The sequence below is a fragment of the Bradyrhizobium sp. CCBAU 53351 genome, from assembly GCF_015291745.1.
Lineage (GTDB): Bacteria > Pseudomonadota > Alphaproteobacteria > Rhizobiales > Xanthobacteraceae > Bradyrhizobium.
Genome location: NZ_CP030059.1, coordinates 804,153 through 821,327, shown reverse-complemented (window position 1 = coordinate 821,327; position 17,175 = coordinate 804,153). Strand labels below are relative to the sequence as shown.

13 protein-coding genes are annotated in these 17,175 nt (G+C 66.1%); 6 read left to right on the top strand and 7 right to left on the bottom strand.

The annotated features are described in order from the left end of the window. Nucleotides 1-28: 28 nt before the first annotated feature. The 3 genes from tldD to XH83_RS03850 are packed head-to-tail and all read left to right on the top strand — an operon-like array spanning nt 29 to nt 2,812. Nucleotides 29-1,456 (top strand): metalloprotease TldD, encoded by a 1,428-nt coding sequence (gene tldD / locus XH83_RS03860; RefSeq protein WP_194405762.1) that lies wholly within the window; start codon nt 29-31, stop codon nt 1,454-1,456. After that, a complete protein-coding gene (gene lepB, locus XH83_RS03855; RefSeq protein WP_194405761.1) occupies nt 1,453-2,229 on the top strand; it encodes a signal peptidase I in 777 nt (258 codons plus the stop codon). The genes tldD and lepB overlap by 4 nt, the downstream gene beginning before the upstream one ends. A 16-nt stretch (nt 2,230-2,245) precedes the next feature. Next, nucleotides 2,246-2,812 (top strand): nucleotidyltransferase family protein, encoded by a 567-nt coding sequence (locus XH83_RS03850; protein ID WP_194405760.1) that lies wholly within the window; start codon nt 2,246-2,248, stop codon nt 2,810-2,812. Nucleotides 2,813-2,937: 125 nt separating this feature from the next. On the opposite strand, the gene XH83_RS03845 is transcribed toward XH83_RS03850, so the two are convergent. The 3 genes from XH83_RS03845 to XH83_RS03835 form a co-directional block, all read right to left on the bottom strand. Continuing rightward, entirely contained in the window at nt 2,938-3,528 is a 591-nt protein-coding gene (locus XH83_RS03845) for a PAN domain-containing protein (RefSeq protein ID WP_194405759.1), read from the bottom strand. Nucleotides 3,529-3,633: 105 nt separating this feature from the next. After that, nucleotides 3,634-5,004, bottom strand: coding sequence for a glutamate--cysteine ligase (locus tag XH83_RS03840; RefSeq protein WP_194405758.1), 1,371 nt, complete (start codon nt 5,002-5,004; stop codon nt 3,634-3,636). A gap of 99 nt (nt 5,005-5,103) precedes the next feature. Then, nucleotides 5,104-5,601: a MarR family winged helix-turn-helix transcriptional regulator gene (locus XH83_RS03835; RefSeq protein WP_194405757.1), complete on the bottom strand. Its 498-nt coding sequence runs from the start codon at nt 5,599-5,601 to the stop codon at nt 5,104-5,106. A 126-nt stretch (nt 5,602-5,727) separates the two neighbouring features. On the opposite strand from XH83_RS03835, the gene gstA reads away from it, so the two are divergent. Beyond that, nucleotides 5,728-6,342, top strand: a complete 615-nt coding sequence (gene gstA, locus XH83_RS03830; protein ID WP_194405756.1) for a glutathione transferase GstA — start codon at nt 5,728-5,730, stop codon at nt 6,340-6,342. Nucleotides 6,343-6,423: 81 nt separating this feature from the next. On the opposite strand, the gene XH83_RS03825 is transcribed toward gstA, so the two are convergent. The 4 genes from XH83_RS03825 to XH83_RS03810 all read right to left on the bottom strand — a co-directional run bounded on the left by XH83_RS03825 (nt 6,424) and on the right by XH83_RS03810 (nt 12,214). Next, a complete protein-coding gene (locus XH83_RS03825; protein ID WP_194405755.1) occupies nt 6,424-8,637 on the bottom strand; it encodes an FAD-dependent oxidoreductase in 2,214 nt (737 codons plus the stop codon). A gap of 18 nt (nt 8,638-8,655) precedes the next feature. Continuing rightward, nucleotides 8,656-9,864 carry an acetyl-CoA C-acetyltransferase gene (locus XH83_RS03820; protein WP_194405754.1) on the bottom strand — a complete coding sequence of 403 codons (1,209 nt, stop codon included), beginning with the start codon at nt 9,862-9,864 and terminating at the stop codon, nt 8,656-8,658. Nucleotides 9,865-9,937: 73 nt separating this feature from the next. Continuing rightward, entirely contained in the window at nt 9,938-11,728 is a 1,791-nt protein-coding gene (locus XH83_RS03815) for an acyl-CoA dehydrogenase C-terminal domain-containing protein (RefSeq protein WP_194405753.1), read from the bottom strand. Nucleotides 11,729-11,830: 102 nt separating this feature from the next. Further along, the gene (locus tag XH83_RS03810; RefSeq protein WP_194405752.1) at nt 11,831-12,214 is read right to left on the bottom strand and encodes a nuclear transport factor 2 family protein; all 384 of its coding nucleotides are present in this window, start codon (nt 12,212-12,214) and stop codon (nt 11,831-11,833) included. A 200-nt stretch (nt 12,215-12,414) separates the two neighbouring features. On the opposite strand from XH83_RS03810, the gene XH83_RS03805 reads away from it, so the two are divergent. Both XH83_RS03805 and XH83_RS03800 read left to right on the top strand, forming a co-directional pair. Further along, nucleotides 12,415-13,002 carry a PadR family transcriptional regulator gene (locus XH83_RS03805; protein WP_194405751.1) on the top strand — a complete coding sequence of 196 codons (588 nt, stop codon included), beginning with the start codon at nt 12,415-12,417 and terminating at the stop codon, nt 13,000-13,002. Between the two features lie 348 nt (nt 13,003-13,350). Continuing rightward, entirely contained in the window at nt 13,351-16,833 is a 3,483-nt protein-coding gene (locus XH83_RS03800) for a tetratricopeptide repeat protein (protein ID WP_194405750.1), read from the top strand. Nucleotides 16,834-17,175: the final 342 nt, after the last annotated feature.

Here is a 17,175-nt window from a genome sequence, read left to right as displayed (position 1 = left end):
CCCAGATCTTCCGCTAATGGACGGACGCATGACAAATCCTGCCACGACCTCCCTGCTCGACCGCGCCAATCTCGACCGCGACCAGGTTCGCCACGAGGTCGCGCGCGGGCTTTCCGGCGCCGACGATGGCGAGCTGTTCCTGGAGTACAGCCAGACCGAAGCGCTGATGTTCGACAATGGGCGGCTGAAGCAGGCGACCTACGACACCTCGCAGGGTTTTGGCCTGCGCGCGGTCAAGGATGACGCCGTGGGCTATGCCCACTCCTCCGACGTCTCGCTGCCGGCGCTGATGCGCGCGGCGGACGCGGTCGCGGCCGTGCGCGGCGGCTATTCCGGCAGCTTTGCCGCGCCGCCTCCCCGCACCAATGTGCGGCTCTATGGCGACGACAACCCGCTCGACGCACCCGGCTTCGAGACCAAGGTCAAGCTGCTCGCCGAGATCGACGCTTATTTGCGCGACAAGGATCCGCGGGTGCGGCAGGTCAGCGTCAGCCTGGGCGCGACCTGGCAGGTGGTCGAGATCCTGCGGCCGGACGGCGAGAGCTATCGCGACATCCGCCCGCTCGTGCGCGTCAACGTCTCCGTCGTCGCCGGCCAGGGTGACCGCCAGGAGAGCGGCAGCAAAGGTTATGGCGGCCGCGCCGGCTATGCCGAATTCATCGAGAGCCGGAGCTGGCGTGAGGCCGCCGATGGCGCGCTGCGCGAGGCCTTGGTCAATCTGGAATCGATCCCCGCCCCCGCCGGCGAGATGGACGTCGTGCTCGGGGCCGGCTGGCCCGGCGTGATGCTGCATGAAGCGGTCGGCCACGGACTCGAAGGCGATTTCAACCGCAAGAAGACGTCTGCTTTTGCGGGCCTGATGGGCAAGCAGGTCGCGGCCAAGGGCGTCACCGTGGTCGACGACGGCACCATTGCCTCGCGTCGCGGCTCGCTGTCGATCGACGACGAGGGCACGCCGACCAATCGCACCGTGCTGATCGAGGACGGCATCCTGGTCGGCTACATGCAGGACCGCCAGAACGCGCGGTTGATGAACATGAAGCCGACCGGCAACGGCCGCCGCCAGGGCTATGCCCATGTGCCGATGCCGCGCATGACCAATACCTACATGCTCGCGGGCGACCGCGACCCGGCCGAGATCCTCGCCTCGGTGAAGAACGGCGTCTTTGCCGCGAATTTCGGCGGCGGCCAGGTGGACATCACTTCGGGCAAGTACGTGTTCCAGTGCACCGAGGCCTACAAGATCGAGAACGGCAAGCTGGGCGCGCCGCTCAAGGGCGCCATGCTGATCGGCAACGGGCCGACCGACCTGCATCGCATCCGCATGATCGGCAACGATCTCGCGCTCGATACCGGCATCGGCACCTGCGGCAAGAACGGTCAGGGCGTGCCTGTCGGCGTCGGCCAGCCGTCGCTGCTGATGGAACGCATCACGGTGGGTGGAACGGGCGCATGAGCGTTGAAAAAGTAACTGTCGCCTCCAAGCGGAAGAGCAGCGGCTGGGGCGGGCAGATCGTTCAACTCGCCGGCATCGTCGTCGCCGTGTTCATCGCCAAGGGCGCGCTCGCCGAACCGTTTTACGTTCCGTCGGGCTCGATGGAGCCGACGCTGCTGATCGGAGACGCGCTGCTCGCCTCGAAATTCCCCTATGGCTACGGCAGCTCCTCCCTGCCGATCCAGATCAGCCTGCCCGAGACCGGCCGCGTGTTCGCGGAGACGCCGAAGCAGGGCGACGTCGTGGTGTTTCGCTGGCCGGGCGATCGTTCGCAGGCCTGGGTCAAGCGCGTGGTGGGTCTGCCCGGTGATCGCATCCAGATGCGGCAGGGCCAGCTCTTCATCAACGACCGCCCCGCCGAGCTCAAGCCGGACGGTGTTGGAGCAGCCGAGGACGACAATGGCGGCAGCGAGCCCGCCTACCGCTATGTCGAGACGCTGCCGAACGGCGTCTCGCACCTGATCTTCAAGATGCGCGACAACGGCCGGCTCGACAACACACCGGAGGTGACGGTGCCGGCCGGTCATCTCTTCGTGCTCGGCGACAACCGCGACAACTCCTCCGACAGCCGCGTGTCGGTGCGCTCCGGCGGCGTCGGCCTGTTGCCGATCGACAATCTGATCGGCCGCGCAGATGCGGTGCTCGGCTCCTGGGATCTCGGCATGCGCAGCCAGCCGGTATGGACCTGGCTGTCCGGCTTCCGGCCCGCACGGTTCTTTACCGCCGTGCATTGACCCTCCTCATCTTACGATGAACCGCGACGAATTCCTCGCGCTCGCGCTGAGAAATCCCGTCAACGTCGCGATCATCGATGAACTGCACCGCCTCGCCCTGCCGGACGCGTGGCTCGTCTCTGGTTGCCTGGTGCAGACAGTGTGGAACGCGCTCACGGGCCGCGCGGTCGATCACGGCATTGCCGATTACGACGTGTTCTATTTCGATCCCGATATTTCGTGGGAGGCGGAGGACGCTGTGATCCGCAAGCTAGATGCGCGGCTCACGCATCTCGGCGCCAAGATCGAGATCCGCAACCAGGCGCGTGTGCATCTATGGTACCCCGACAAGCACGGCCTGCCCTATCCGCCGTTGACGCGTTCGACCCACGGCATCGACCGCTTCCTCACGCAGAATACGCAGGTCGGCGTGAGGCGCGCAGGGGATGGCTACGAGGTGTACGCGCCGCACGGCTTTGACGACGTTGGGGGATTGATCGCGCGGCCCAATCCAGGACCGAATTTTTCCGCGGCGAATTACGCGGTGAAGACCGCACGATGGAAGACCTTGTGGCCGGAGCTCACGGTGATCGCAGCGGACTGAGAATCTCGTAGGGGGCAAAGCGAAGCGTCCCCACGTATCCGTCGCCGTATTGGAAAGTTCGTGGGCACGGAGCAGGGGCGCCTTTCCCCAACCAACGGCACCTGCGCCTGCAGTGAGACCGGCCCCTACCGCACCACGCCCGACGTGAACCCTGCCTTGCGGCGCGGCGGCTTGATTTCCTTTTTCAGGAAGCAGCGCGCCTCGCGCCCGGTGTAGCCGGGGCGGGCATAGGTAAAGGCGCGGCACTTGTTGTCGGCGGTGCACGCGGCCTTGCAGGCCTCCACGCTCTCGCCGTCCTTCAGCTCGAAATTGCGCAGGTCCCCGCCGGGGCGGTCGATTGACGTCTCCACGCCCTCGACCCGCGGCTCGATCACGCCAGCGCCGCGCACGCCGGAGATACAGCAGCTTCCCGGCACGCGCGCCGGCACGGTGTTCTTGAGCCAGCACACCGCCGAGCCGCCTTCGACGTCGGGATAGCTGAAGCTCCAGGAGCGGCATCGGCGGTCGCGCTCGCACAGCAGCGCGCAATCCTCCGGATCGCCCGACGCGACCGGCGAGCTGAAATAGTCGCCGCCGGGCCGGTCGAACGCCGTCTGGGCGCGCGCCGGCACGCTCGCAAATGCGAGCGACAGCAGCGCGGCACAGGCCACGACGCTTGCCAAGACCTTTGCCAAGACCTGTGCCATGACGGCGCCGGACAGGCGGCCCTTCCCCATCGGAACAGCTTTCGAGTTATTGAGGACGCTCAGGTTTTTTCAGCCGGTCATTTGATCGCCGCAAACCTGTATGGGCGATGAACGGCTGAACTCCCGATCGGGTCCCTAGAACGCGTATTCCGCGTAGGCCGGTTCCACCGAGCCCTTCCAGGGACCGTTGAACTTGTCCAACATTTCCTCGGCCGGCGTCCGGCCGGAATCGATGATGCGGTCGAGCGGCTCCAGATGCCGGGTTTCGTCGCGGCCGAGCTGGTCGATCCGGCCGCGACGGCGCAGGCCGGCATGGGCCAGAACGAGGCATTCCTTGGCGATCTCGAACAGGTAACGGTTCTTGATCCGCGCCTTGAAGCCGAACCGCGGCACGTCGTCGCGCAGGGCCTGACGCTCGGGCGCGGTCCAGTGCTTGACGATCTCCCAGGCCGCATCGAGCGCGACATCGTCATAGAGCAGCCCGACCCAGAACGCCGGCAGCGCCGGCAAGCGGCCCCACGGACCGCCGTCGGAACCGCGCATCTCAAGATAGCGCTTGAGCCGCACTTCCGGGAAGATGGTCGACAGATGATTGGCCCAGTCCGACAGCGTCGGACGCTCTCCGGGAAGGTTGTTGTTGCGGCCCTCGAAGAACGCCCGGAACGAGGAGCCCGACACGTCGATGTAGTCCTCGTCGCGCTTGACGAAATACATGGGCACGTCGAGCGCGTAGTCGACATAGCGCTCGAAGCCCATGCCGTCCTCGAATGCCCACGGCATCATGCCCGACCGCGCGTTGTCGGTGTCGCGCCAGATCTCGGAGCGGAAGGAGAGGAAGCCGTTCGGCTTGCCTTCGGTGAACGGCGAGTTGGCGAACAGGGCGGTTGCGACCGGCTGCAGTGCGAGCGACACGCGCAGCTTCTTGACCATGTCGGCTTCGGAGGAGAAGTCGAGATTGGTCTGCACCGTGCAGGTCCGGTACATCATGTCGAGGCCGTACTGGCCGACCTTCGGCATGTAGTTGGTCATGATCTTGTAGCGGCCCTTGGGCATCATCGGGATGTCGGCGCGCGACCAGGACGGCGTCATGCCGAGGCCAAGGAAGCCGATGCCGAGCGGCGTTGCGATCTCGCGCACCTGCGCCAGATGCGCCATCAACTCGCTCTGGGTCTGGTGCACATTCTCGACCGGGGCTCCGGAGAGCTCGAACTGTCCGCCGGGCTCGAGCGAGATCGCGCCGCCGCCGGTGACGTCGTAGAGGCCGATGATGTTGCCCTTCTCCATGATCGGCTCCCAGCCGAGCAGGAGCTTCATGCCTTCGAGCAGCGCGCCGATGCCCCGCGCGCCCTCATAGGGCACCGGACGGTGGCCTTCGAGCGTGAACGGCGTCTTCTCGTGCTCGGTGCCCATGCGCCACTCGGACGCCGGCTTGCAGCCGGCCTCGAACCACGCCACGAGCTCGTCGCGCGATTGCAGCGGCGTCATATCGATCTGGTCTCGCGCCATATCAAACTCTAATCAAAGGCGCTTCGACCGAATGCGCGCGGGTGACGGGGATGGTCCGCGAACCCACCGGGCGCACGGACGAGCTGGTGTGCCGCGCGATCATCGCGACGGCGCGGTTTCGTTGACGTTGGCGACGGGCGGCAGCTTCATCTCGCCGCACGAGCAGCCCAGCCGGTCGAGCAGACCGCTGAGCTTGACGGCATCGGCATCGGACAGTTTCGAACCGACATATTTCTCGATCGCGGCCGAATAGGCGCCCCACATCCGCTTCTGCAGCTCGCGGCCGGCTTCGGTGATCTCGACGAACTGGCCGCGCTTGTCGATCTTGCATTCGCGCCGTGAGGCGAGGCCCTCGTCGACCAGGCGGTCGATCAGGCGCGAGGTGGAATATTGCGGAATCAGCATCTGCCGTTCGAGCTCCACCGGCCGCAGCTCGCCGCTCGGCGCCCGTGACAATTCGAGCAGCGCATCGTACCAGGCAAGCGGCGGGAAACCGGCCTTCTTCAAATCCTGCTCGACGCAATCGAGCACGCGGCTCTGCACCCGCATCAGGCGGATCCAGGCGGAAGTCGCCTCGGTCGATGGTTTGCGTTTCATGGTCCCGCTCAAGCTCGTCGCCCGTCTCTTACCTCATTTGATGCAGCTGCATCAATCTTGACTATTCCAAGCAACTGCATGTAATCGTTCTTTCGGCCGAACCAAGCATCAGGAGAAGGAAATTCCATGAAACTGTATTATTCGCCCGGTGCCTGTTCGCTGTCCCCCCACATCGCGCTCCTGGAAGCCGGCCTGCCCTATGAGCTGGTCAAGGTCGATATCCGGGCCAAGAAGCTCGAAAATGGTGAGGATTATCTGAAGCTGAACCCCAAGGGCCAGGTCCCTGCGCTGGGCCTCGACAGCGGCGAGATCGTGACCGAAGGCCCGGTCATTGTCCAGATGATCGCCGATCAGGCAGCGGCCAAGGCGCTGGCGCCGGCCCACGGCAGTTCCGAGCGCTACAAGCTGCTGGAGTGGCTGAACTTCCTCACCTCCGAGGTGCACAAGAGCTTCGGTCCGCTGTTCGCGCCGGCGCTGAACGACGAGGCCAAGGCCTTCTTCAAGGACCGCGTCATGGGCAAGCTGAAATATATCGACAGCCAGCTCGCCGGCCGCGACTACCTGATGGGCAAGCAGTTCACGGTGGCCGACGGCTATCTGTTCACGATGCTGGTTTGGGCCGACCGGATGAAGTTCGACCTCACGGCGATGCCGAACCTGGCCGCCTACAAGGCCCGCGTCGCGGCGAGGCCGCAGGTGCAGGAAGCACTGCGGAAGGAAGGCCTCGCGCAGGCGAAGTAAGGCAGAGCTCTCCCGAAATAGTGAAAGGGCCGGATCGATGGATCCGGCCCTTTTTGATTCTGCGCAGCTACAGGCTTCTCGTCAGGCCGCCGCCTTCTTCGGCGCGAAGCGGCCGTAGAAGGTTTCGCCCTTCGCCGCCATCTCCTCCAGCAGCTTCGGCGGGGTGAAGCGCGAGCCGTACTTCGCCTCGAGCTTGTGGCAGAGCTCGACGAACTTCTTCGTGCCCATGAAGTCGATGTAGGACAGCGTGCCGCCGGTGAACGGCGCGAAGCCGAAGCCGAGGATCGAGCCGACATCCGCCTCGCGCGGATCGGTGATGACGTGATCCTCGACCGTGCGCGCGGCTTCCACCGCCTGCACCACCAGGAAGCGCTGCTTCAGCTCCTCGATGTCGAGCGTGTCGGGGTCGAGCTGCTTCGGCTGCAAGGCCGAGAGGCCCGGCCACAGGCTCTTCGAGCCCTTGCCCTTCTCGGGATAGTCGTAGAAGCCCTTGCTGTTCTTGCGGCCGAGACGGCCCTGCTTCTCGACCATCTCCACCATCAGCTTCTTCTGGTCGGGATTGATGGCGTTGGGGCCGAGATCGGCCTCCGTCGCCTTCATGATCTTCAGACCGAGGTCGAGCGCGACTTCGTCCGAGAGCGAGAGCGGGCCGACCGGCATGCCGGCCATCTTGGCGCAGTTCTCGATCATCGCCGGCGGCACGCCCTCGAGGAACATCTCGTTGCCCTCGGCGACGTAGCGGCCGACGCAGCGGTTGGCGAAGAAGCCTCTGGAGTCGTTGACGACGATCGGCGTCTTGCCGATCTGCCGGACATAGTCGAGCGCGGTCGCGAGCGCGAGATCGCCGGTGTTCTTGCCCTTGATGATCTCGACCAGCATCATCTTCTCGACCGGCGAGAAGAAATGGATGCCGACGAACTTGCCCTGGTCCTTGAAGCTCTCGGCCAGCGAGGTGATCGGCAGCGTCGAGGTGTTGGACGCGAAGATCACGTCCGGCTTCATGTGCTCCTGCGCCTTGGCGAAGGTATCGGCCTTGACCTTGCGATCCTCGAACACGGCCTCGATGACGAGGTCGACGTCCTTCAGCGCGGCGTAGTCCGCGGTCGGCGTGATCCGCGCGAGCAGCGCTTCGGCGTCCGCAGGCTTGGCGCGGCCCTTCTTGATCTGGTCCTCGATCACCTTCTGCGCATGCGCCTTGCCCTTGTCGGCGCTTTCCTGGTCGCGGTCGATCAGGACGACGTCGAGGCCGGCACGGGCCGAGACGTAGCCGACGCTCGCGCCCATGAAGCCGGCGCCGATCACGGCGATCTTCTTGACCTTGGTGGCGGGCACGTCCTTCGGACGGCGGGCGCCCTTGTTGAGCTCCTGCATCGACAGGAACAGGCTGCGAATCATCGCGGCCGCTTCCTTGGAGCGCAGCACCGAGGTGAAGTAGCGCGACTCCACGCGAAGAGCTGCGTCGATCGGCAGCTGCAGGCCTTCATAGACGCAGCTCATGATGGCGCGCGCGGCCGGATAATTGTCGTAGGTCTCGCGGCGATAGATCGCGTTGCCGGCGGGGAACATCATCATGCCGGCCTTGGAGAACACCGGGCCGCCCGGCAGCTTGAAGCCCTTCTCGTCCCAGGGCGCGATCGCCTTGCCGCCGCCCTTGATCCAGTCCTTCGCCGCCTTGACGAGGTCGGCCGCCGGAACGATGGCGTGAATCAAATTCAGCGCCTTGGCCTTCTCGACCGTCACAGGATCGCCCTTGAGCAGGATCGTCATGGCGTCCTGCGGCGGCACCAGGCGCGGCACGCGCTGCGTGCCGCCGGCGCCGGGGAACAGGCCGACCTTGACCTCGGGCAGGCCGAGGCGGGTCTTGGGATTCTCCGCGGCCACGCGGTAGTGGCAGCACAGCGTGATCTCGAAACCGCCTCCGAGCGCGAGGCCGTTGATTGCGGCCGCCCACGGCTTGCCTGAGGTCTCGATCGAACGCAGCACCAGCGAGAAGCGCCGGCTCTGGTCGAACAGCATCTGGTTCGCGGCGGTCTCGCTCTGCTCCTTGAAGACCTTGGCATAGGCCTGGTTCATGCCTTCGAGCATGGAGAGGTCGGCGCCGGCGCAGAACGCTTCCTTGGCGGAGGTGATGACGACGCCCTTCACCGCGGCATCGGCCGTGGTCGCCTTGACGATGGCGTCGAGCTCGTTGGTCGAGGTCTCGTCGAGCACGTTCATCGAACGGCCCGGAATGTCCCAGGTGACGAGCGCGATGCCGTCGGAATCGGTCTCAACCCTGAAGTTCTTGTAAGACATGTTGGTTGCTCCCTACCCTTAGACGCGCTCGATGATGGTCGCGGTGCCCATGCCGCCGCCGATGCACAGCGTGACGAGGGCGGTGGACTTGTTGGTGCGCTCGAGCTCGTCGAGCACGGTGCCCAAAATCATCGCGCCGGTGGCGCCGAGCGGATGGCCGAGCGCGATGGCGCCGCCATTGACGTTGATCTTGGCGTTGTCGATGTCGAAGGCCTGGATGTAGCGCAGCACGACCGAAGCAAAGGCCTCGTTGAGCTCGAACAGGTCGATATCCGACTTCTTCATGCCGGAGCGCGCGAACAGTTTTTCGGTGACGTCGACCGGACCGGTCAGCATCATCGCCGGCTCCGAGCCGATATTGGCGAAGGCGCGAATCTTCGCACGCGGCTTCATCCCGTACTTTGCACCCGCCTCCTTGCTGCCGAGCAGCACCGCGCCGGCACCGTCGACGATGCCGGAGGAATTGCCGGCATGGTGCACGTAGTTGACGCGCTCGATCTCCGGGTGCGACTGGATCGCGACACCGTCGAAGCCGCCCATCTGCGCCATCATCGTGAACGAGGGCTGCAGCTGCGCCAGCGACTGCATCGTCGTCGAAGGACGCATGTGCTCGTCCTTGGCGAGGATGGTGAGGCCGTTGATGTCCTTCACCGGCACGATCGACTTGTCGAAGCGGCCTTCTTCCCAGGACTTCGCCGCGCGCTGCTGGCTCTGCACCGCATAGGCATCGACGTCGTCGCGGGAGAAACCGTATTTGGTGGCGATCAGATCGGCCGAAACGCCCTGCGGCATGAAATAGGCCGGCACCGCCATCGACGGATCCATCGGCCAGGCACCGCCGGAGGCGCCGATGCCGACGCGGCTCATCGACTCGGCACCGCCGCCGATCACGAGCTCATGCTGGCCGCTCATGATCTGGGCTGCGGCAAAATTCACGGCATCGAGCCCGGAGGCGCAAAAGCGGCTGATCTGCACGCCGGGGACGGCTTCGCCGAGGCCGGCCTTGAGCGCGGCGAAGCGCGCGATGTCGCTGCCGGCTTCGCCGACCGGATCGACCACGCCGAGCACGACGTCGTCGACGGAATCCTCAGGCAGATTGTTGCGGTCCTTCAGCGCCTTCAGCGGCACGGTCGCAAGCGCGAGCGCCGTGACTTCGTGCAGCGCGCCGTCGGCCTTGCCGCGGCCGCGGGGGGTGCGGACGTGATCGTAGATATAGGCATCTGCCATGGGGAGCCTCCTGATTGCAGTTATTGTTGCGGCGACCGCTGCGCGGTCGCGATCTCCAGTGAAGCGGAAAGCGTCAGAACGCTTCCGCCGGCAATTCCATGATGGTGGCGCAGCCGGCCTGGATGCGCGCGAGATTGGCGGCCGTCTCCGGCAGCATCCGTTCCATGAAGAAACGGCCGGTGACCAGCTTGGTCGAGAGATAGGGCGTCGCCCCGCTCTCGGCAATCTTGGCATTGGTCACCTTGGCCATCTTCGCCCACATGTAGCCGAGCGCGACGAAGCCGAAGAGATGCAAATAATCGGTTGCGGCGGCGCCGGCATTGTCGGGCTTCGCCATCGCGTTCTGCATCAGCCACGTCGTGGCCTGCTGCAGATGGCCGAGTGAGGCCGACAGCGGGGTGATGAAAGGCTTCAGCGCCTCGTCGCCGCCATTCTCCTTGGCGAAGGCCATGACCTCGCCGAAGAAGGCCATGATGGCGCGGCCGCCGTCGCGCGGCAGCTTGCGGCCGACGAGGTCGAGCGCCTGGATGCCGTTGGCGCCTTCATAGATCATGGCGATGCGCGCATCGCGCACGAACTGCTCCATGCCCTGCTCGGCGATGTAGCCGTGGCCGCCATACATCTGCTGCGCCTGCACCGCGTTGGCAAAGCCGTAATCGGTGAGGAAGCCCTTCAGCACCGGCGTCATCAGGCCCATGTGGTCGTCGGCGGCCTGGCGGTCCTTCGGGTCCTCCGAGCGATGCGCGACGTCGCTCTTCAGCGCGGTCCACATCACGAAAGCGCGCGCGGCTTCGTTGAAGGCGCGGATCGACAGCAGCGTGCGGCGCACGTCGGGATGCACGATGATCGGGTCGGCCGGCTTGTCCGGCGCCTTGGCGCCGGTCAGCGCGCGGCCCTGGATGCGCTCGCGGGCGTAGGCGACGGCGTTCTGATAGGCCACTTCGGACTGCGCGAGGCCCTGCACGGCGACGCCGAGGCGGGCCTCGTTCATCATCACGAACATGCCCTGCATGCCCTTGTTCTCTTCGCCGATCAGCCAGCCGGTGGCGTTGTCGTAGTTCATCACGCAGGTCGAGTTGCCGTGGATGCCCATCTTGTGCTCGATCGAGCCGCAGACGACGCCGTTACGCGCGCCCACCGAACCGTCGGCATCGACCAGGAATTTCGGCACCACGAACAGCGACACGCCCTTGATGCCGGCGGGTGCGCCCTCGATGCGGGCCAGCACGAGGTGGATGATGTTGGAGGCCAGATCATGCTCGCCGGCCGAGATGAAGATCTTGGTGCCCGTGATCTTGAAGCTGCCGTCCGCCTGGCGCACCGCCTTGGTGCGGAGCATGCCGAGATCGGTGCCGCAATGCGGCTCGGTCAGGTTCATGGTCCCGGTCCACTCGCCGGCGACCATCTTCGGCACATAGATCTGCTTCTGCTCGGGCGAGCCGTGCACGATCAGCGCCGCGGTCGCGCCCATGGTGAGGCCGCCATACATCGAGAACGCCATGTTGGCGGAGATCTGGAATTCGTTGACGGCTTGCGAGAGCGTCACCGGCAGGCCCTGGCCGCCGAACTCGGTCGGCGCCGACAGGCCGAGCCAGCCGCCTTCGGCGACCTGCTTGAAGGCGTCCTTGAAGCCCTTCGGCGTGGTGACGCTGCCGTCATCGGCGCGCTTGCAGCCTTCGAGATCGCCGACGCGATTGAGCGGCTGCAGCACCTCTTCGGCTAGCTTGGCAGCTTCGCCCAAAATGGCTTCGCGCACGTCGCTCGACGCATCGGAGAAGCCGGCGAGATTGTCGTAGCGGTCGATCTGGAAGACGTCGTTGAGCAGGAAGTTCACGTCTTCGACGGGGGCTTTGTAGATCGGCATGGGGGTCTCCCGGCAATGGGCCTTCGAAAGTGGTGATGTCAGTCGTTCCTGCGGCGCAGCCTGGCCCGCGAGCTTAGCGGGTTCCGCAACCTCAGGGCAGGGTCATGATTGGGCGGCCAGCCGCTCCGCCATCAGGCGGTGCAGCATGTTGATCGCCTTGAGCGGACGCACCATCACCTTGAAATGCGTGATGCGTCCCTCGGCATCGAAGCTGATGATGTCGACGCCGTTGATCTCGATGCCGTCGATCTCGGTCTTGAATTCGAGCACGGCGCCGTTGTCGCTGCGCCATTCGCCGACATAGGTGAAGGTCGGGCCGCCGAGCACCTGCTCGGCGCTGGAAAGGTATTTGAAGGTGATGTCGCGCCCGCGCTGCGGCGTGTGGACGACGGGGCTTTCGAACACGGCATCGCGATGCAGGAGATCCCAGAGCGCGGCGCGATCATGAGACTTCATGTAGGCGTACCAGGAATCGAGGCCGGTCATTCTCAGCTGCCTCCCTAAAGGCCTGGACTAAAAAGGGCGAAAACAACCCCATGCACAGTAGCGTGGTGATTGATTTCGCTGGGCTTTTCGGGTCGGATCTTTCGCCCGGCCCGAGATGCCGCGATATGCACATTGACGCATATGCGCCAATGCGCATAAAGTCAAGCACGATGGTCGAGGTTGAAACAAGGAGGCCGGGCATGGCCCTGGGCGACGCGATCCTCGCATGTCTGACGGAACGTCCGATGACGGGCTACGAGCTCGCCAAGACGTTCGACTCCTCGATCGGCTTCTTCTGGAAGGCCGACCATCAGCAGATCTACCGCGAGCTCTCCAAGCTGCGCGACCGCGGCCACATCCAGGGCCGCGAGGTCGTGCAGACGGGCAAGCCCAACAAGCTGGTTTATACGCTCACTCCGGAGGGGCGAACAGCGCTGCGGCACTGGGCCGCGCGGCCAAGCACGCCGGCCTCGACCAAGGACGATTTGCTGGTCCGCCTCCACGCCCTCGACAGCATCGACATCGAGCCGCTGCGCGCCGATCTGATGGCCCGCCTGGAGCACCACCGCGACCGCCACGCCAATTACGAGCGCATCCTGAAGAAGCGCTTTCCCGACGGCACCGCGGAGGGAAGGCTCGACCTCGGCAATCTGCTGCTGCTCCGCCTGGGCGCCCGGCATGAGCAAATGGTGGCCGACTTCTGCGAGGAGACCCTCGCCGCGCTGTCGGCGATGAGCGGCAAGGCCACGGTGGTACCGCTGGACGAGGGCAAGCGGGAGAAGGGCTGAGAATTCGATCAGCGACGGCGTGCCAAAACCTCTCCCGCTTGCGGAAGAGGTCGCGCCGAAGGCGCGGGTGAGGGCTTTCTCCTCTTGGGGGCTGTCCCATCACGGAGGCACCTCTCCCAGCCCTCCCCCCGCAAGCGGGGAGGGAGCGCACCGGTTTCCGGGGCTGGTGTTCCCCGCCCAACTTTAAGACACCGGCAAGGCATTCCTTAACCCGTTATTTACCGTAACGGACAAAAGTCGGTTTTCGAGGCAGACGACCCGCGCCAAATTCGATTGTCTTTGCAACCGGCACGCGTGGGGAGACTGGAGGCGCCGGGTGGGGCGCCGGAGTCGGAACCGGACAGAGTCATGAATTCGCGCGTATCGTGGAGTGTTGACGGCATCGACCCATCCGTCAGGGAGCGGGCCGAAGCTGCTGCGCGCAGAGCCGGCATGTCGCTCAACGATTGGCTGAACTCCACGCTCGGCGAAACTGCCCCGCCAAACTTTCGCGGATCTTACGACCAGCGTCCGCAAGCTGCGCACGTTCCGAGCCAAGGTGCGAGCCAGGGACCGAATCAAGGACCGAGCCAGGAAAGCCGCGAAGTCGCCGACATCCATCAGCGGCTCGACGCGATCACCCAGCAGATCGAAAGAATTTCAAAGCCCGCGCCGCGCCAGGATTCCTCAAGGGACGTCTCGCGCGAGCAGGGCGTCGCGCGCCAGCTCAACGACGCGATCTCGCGGCTCGATGCGCGGCTGTCGCAGATTTCCAAGCCGCAGCAGCCCCAGTCGCAGCAAGCGCCGCGCCCGGCGCCTGCGCCCTCGCCCGTTGAAACACGCCAGCGCCAGGCCGACATGGTCGAGCGCGCGGCCGCGCAGGTCTATCGCAACTCCCCTCCCCTGAGCCCCGCGTCGTTCGACGTCGCCGTGGCCGAGATCACCGCGCGGCAGAGCGAGCTCGACGGCTTTACGCCGCGGCAGATGCCGCCGCGCGCCGCGCCATCGATTGCGCCTTCGGCTGCTCCTTACGCGCCGCCCATGACACCGATGGCGGCGCCGCCCGCGCCTGCCTATGCTCCGCCGCCGCCGCAAGCAGGGCCGGATTTCTCCTCGCTCGAGCGCCATCTGCTCAAGATCACCAGCCAGATCGAATCGCTGCAGCGGCCGGACAATACCGAGCAGGCGATCAACGCCTTCCGCAGCGAGCTCGCCGAGATCCGCACCGCCATCACCGAGGCGATGCCGCGGCGCGCGATCGAATCGATCGAGAACGAGATCCGCTCGCTGCATCGGCGGATCGACGAGACGCGGTCCAACGGCACCGACGGCCAGGTGCTGTCCGGCATCGAGCATGCGCTGTCCGACATCAAGCAGGTGCTGCGCACGCTGACGCCGGCGGAGCAGCTCACCGGCTATGACGAGGCGATCCGCAATCTCGGCGCCAAGCTCGATTTGATCTTGCGCGCCAATGACGATCCCTCGACCGTGCATCAGCTCGAAAGCGCGATCTCGGCGCTGCGCGGCATCGTTTCCAACGTCGCCTCCAACGAAGCGCTGGCACGCCTGTCCGAAGACGTGCAGCTGCTGTCCTCCAAGGTCGACCAGGTCACCCGCGCCTCCGGTCAGGGCGACAGCTTTGCAGTGCTGGAGCAGCGCATTGCGGCGCTCACCGCGGCGCTGGAAACCCGCGAGCGGCCGCAGCCCTCCGAGAGCACCGAGCATCTCGAATCCGCGATCCGCGCCCTGTCGGACCGCTTCGACCGCATGCAGGTCGGCAACGATTCCGCCTCGACCTTCGCCCATCTCGAACAGCGCGTCTCATACCTGCTGGAGCGGATCGAAGCCGCCTCCGACCCGCGCAACGGCAATTTGAGCCGCGTCGAGGACGGGCTGCACGACATTCTCCGGCACCTGGAGCGGCAGCAGGCGACTTATTCCGCACTGGCCGAGAGCCGCAGTTCGGCACCTGCCGATTCCGGCGTTGTCGATCTCGTCAAGCGCGAGCTGTCCGACATCCGCTTCAGCCAGGCCGAGACCAACCGCAGCACGCAGGACTCGCTCGATGCCGTCCACAGCGCGCTCGGCCATGTCGTCGATCGCCTGTCCATGATCGAGGGCGACCTGCGCGCGGTGCGCACGGCGCCGCCGGCCGCCGCGCCGCAGCCGATGCCGATGGCGGCTCCCATGGCTGTTTCCATGGAGCCCGCGCCTGTCGCGCGCGAGCCGCGGCCGCAGGCACAACAGCCGAAATACGATCCGAAGCCCGAGCTGCCGAATCCCGCCGCGCAGCAGCAGGCGCAAGCCGCCTTCGCCGCCGCGCCGCGTGAATTCCATGCCGCGGCCCCCGCCGCGCCGCCGCCGGTGCCGTCGGCACCGCCAATTCCGCCGCGCGCGATCAGCGAGATCCTGGAGCCGCATACGGCGCCCGCCCGCGCCGCGCTCGCACCCGAACTGCCGCCGGATCATCCGCTCGAGCCGGGCACACGGCCGGGTGGACGCGCCGCCACGCCGTCGGAGCGCATTGCCGCCTCCGAGAGCGCGATCAGCGACATTCCCGCTGCTGCGAAAGAGCCGGTCTCCTCGTCGAGCTTCATCGCGGCCGCCCGCCGCGCCGCACAGGCCGCCGCCGCGCAGCCGGAAAAGCCGGCGCGTGGTGCCAAGGGTGGTGCAAAGGCCGGCGCCGATCGCGGCAAGGACAAGGGCAAGGACGGCGCTTCGACCATCACCTCGAAGATCCGCTCGCTGCTGGTCGGGGCGAGCGTGGTCGTGATCGTGCTCGGCACCTTCAAGATGGCGATGAACCTGCTCGAAGGCAGCCCGTCGCCAGCGCCGCAGGCGATGGACACGTCCAGCCAGCCCGCGCCGCAGGCCCCTCCGCCGCCGCCGGTGATCGAGAACAAGCCCGCCACGCCCGAGCAGGTCACGCCATCGATGACCTCGCCGACGCCGATCGGACGGCAATCCCAGAACAATTCCGCGCCGGCTCCCGCCGCCAATTCGGGCAACTCGGCCTCGGTTGAGATTCCGACGGCGCCGGCCACGGTGCCGCCCGCAGTTGCGCCGAGCAGCGACGTCACCGGCGCGCTGTCGGGCACGAGCCGCGCCAAGCTCGGCTCCATCCAGGTGCCGCCGAGCGAAAAGCTGCCTGACGGCATCGGCGGCCCCGGCCTGCGCAGCGCCGCGATGAAGGGCGATGCGACCGCGGCCTACGAGATCGGTCTGCGCTTTGCGGAAGGCAAGGGCGTTGCGACGAACTACGACGAAGCCGCCAAATGGTACGACCGCGCCTCACAGGCCGGCGTGATCCCCGCGACCTTCCGCCTCGGCACGCTCTACGAGAAGGGCTTGGGCGTGAAGAAGGACGCCGACATCGCGCGCCGCTACTACACCCAGGCCGCCGAGCGCGGCAACGCCAAGGCGATGCACAATCTCGCGGTGCTCGACGCCGATGGCGGCGGACGCGGCGCCAATTACAAGAGCGCGGCGCAATGGTTCCGCAAGGCCGCCGATCGCGGCGTCGCCGACAGCCAGTTCAACCTCGGCATCCTCTATGCCCGCGGCATCGGCGTCGAGCAGAACCTCGCCGAATCCTACAAGTGGTTCAGCCTCGCCGCTGCCCAGGGCGACGCGGATGCGTCCGGCAAGCGCGACGACGTCGCCAAGCGCCTCGACCCGCAATCGCTCGCCGCCGCCAAGCTCGCGATCCAGACATTTGCGGCCGAGCCGCAGCCGGATGATGCGGTCAATGTCGCAGCTCCCGCCGGTGGCTGGGACAGCGCCCCGCAGGCAAGCGCCAAGCCCGCACCGAAGCCGGTCGCGGCGAAGAAGTCGGCCTCGGCTGCGCATTAAAGGCGAACAGCTTTAGACGGACAGTACGAGCCACGCGCTCGGTGTGCACCTCTCCCGCTTGCGAGGGAGGTCGACGCGCGAAGCGCGGCGGGTGGGGGTTCTCTCCTCTTGGGGAGCCCCACCGCGGAGGTACCCTCTCCCCAACCCTCTCCCGCTTGCGGGGGAGGGAGCGCACTTCCGCTGCCGTAACGATCAAGCCCAATTCAACACGCACTCGTCGCAGCCATTCACCACGCCAGAATTTCTAGGGTCCCTCCCGCCAGCAAATTCCGCTATTGAGGGGCGCGGCAATCGTTCCGACCGTCCGGCGGGCATTCCGCGATAGTCGATCCGTCTCGCCGG

What these genes read in the sequence shown, in the direction of transcription:
- XH83_RS03840 (WP_194405758.1), bottom strand. Translation starts at nt 5,004, where the DNA reads ATGGCGCGAGACCAGATCGATATGACGCCGCTGCAATCGCGCGACGAG.
- XH83_RS03815 (WP_194405753.1), bottom strand. Translation starts at nt 11,728, where the DNA reads ATGCCGATCTACAAAGCCCCCGTCGAAGACGTGAACTTCCTGCTCAAC.
- XH83_RS03850 (WP_194405760.1), top strand. Translation starts at nt 2,246, where the DNA reads ATGAACCGCGACGAATTCCTCGCGCTCGCGCTGAGAAATCCCGTCAAC.
- gstA (WP_194405756.1), top strand. Translation starts at nt 5,728, where the DNA reads ATGAAACTGTATTATTCGCCCGGTGCCTGTTCGCTGTCCCCCCACATC.
- tldD (WP_194405762.1), top strand. Translation starts at nt 29, where the DNA reads ATGACAAATCCTGCCACGACCTCCCTGCTCGACCGCGCCAATCTCGAC.
- XH83_RS03825 (WP_194405755.1), bottom strand. Translation starts at nt 8,637, where the DNA reads ATGTCTTACAAGAACTTCAGGGTTGAGACCGATTCCGACGGCATCGCG.
- XH83_RS03820 (WP_194405754.1), bottom strand. Translation starts at nt 9,864, where the DNA reads ATGGCAGATGCCTATATCTACGATCACGTCCGCACCCCCCGCGGCCGC.
- XH83_RS03810 (WP_194405752.1), bottom strand. Translation starts at nt 12,214, where the DNA reads ATGACCGGCCTCGATTCCTGGTACGCCTACATGAAGTCTCATGATCGC.
- XH83_RS03845 (WP_194405759.1), bottom strand. Translation starts at nt 3,528, where the DNA reads ATGGGGAAGGGCCGCCTGTCCGGCGCCGTCATGGCACAGGTCTTGGCA.
- XH83_RS03800 (WP_194405750.1), top strand. Translation starts at nt 13,351, where the DNA reads ATGAATTCGCGCGTATCGTGGAGTGTTGACGGCATCGACCCATCCGTC.
- lepB (WP_194405761.1), top strand. Translation starts at nt 1,453, where the DNA reads ATGAGCGTTGAAAAAGTAACTGTCGCCTCCAAGCGGAAGAGCAGCGGC.
- XH83_RS03835 (WP_194405757.1), bottom strand. Translation starts at nt 5,601, where the DNA reads ATGAAACGCAAACCATCGACCGAGGCGACTTCCGCCTGGATCCGCCTG.
- XH83_RS03805 (WP_194405751.1), top strand. Translation starts at nt 12,415, where the DNA reads ATGGCCCTGGGCGACGCGATCCTCGCATGTCTGACGGAACGTCCGATG.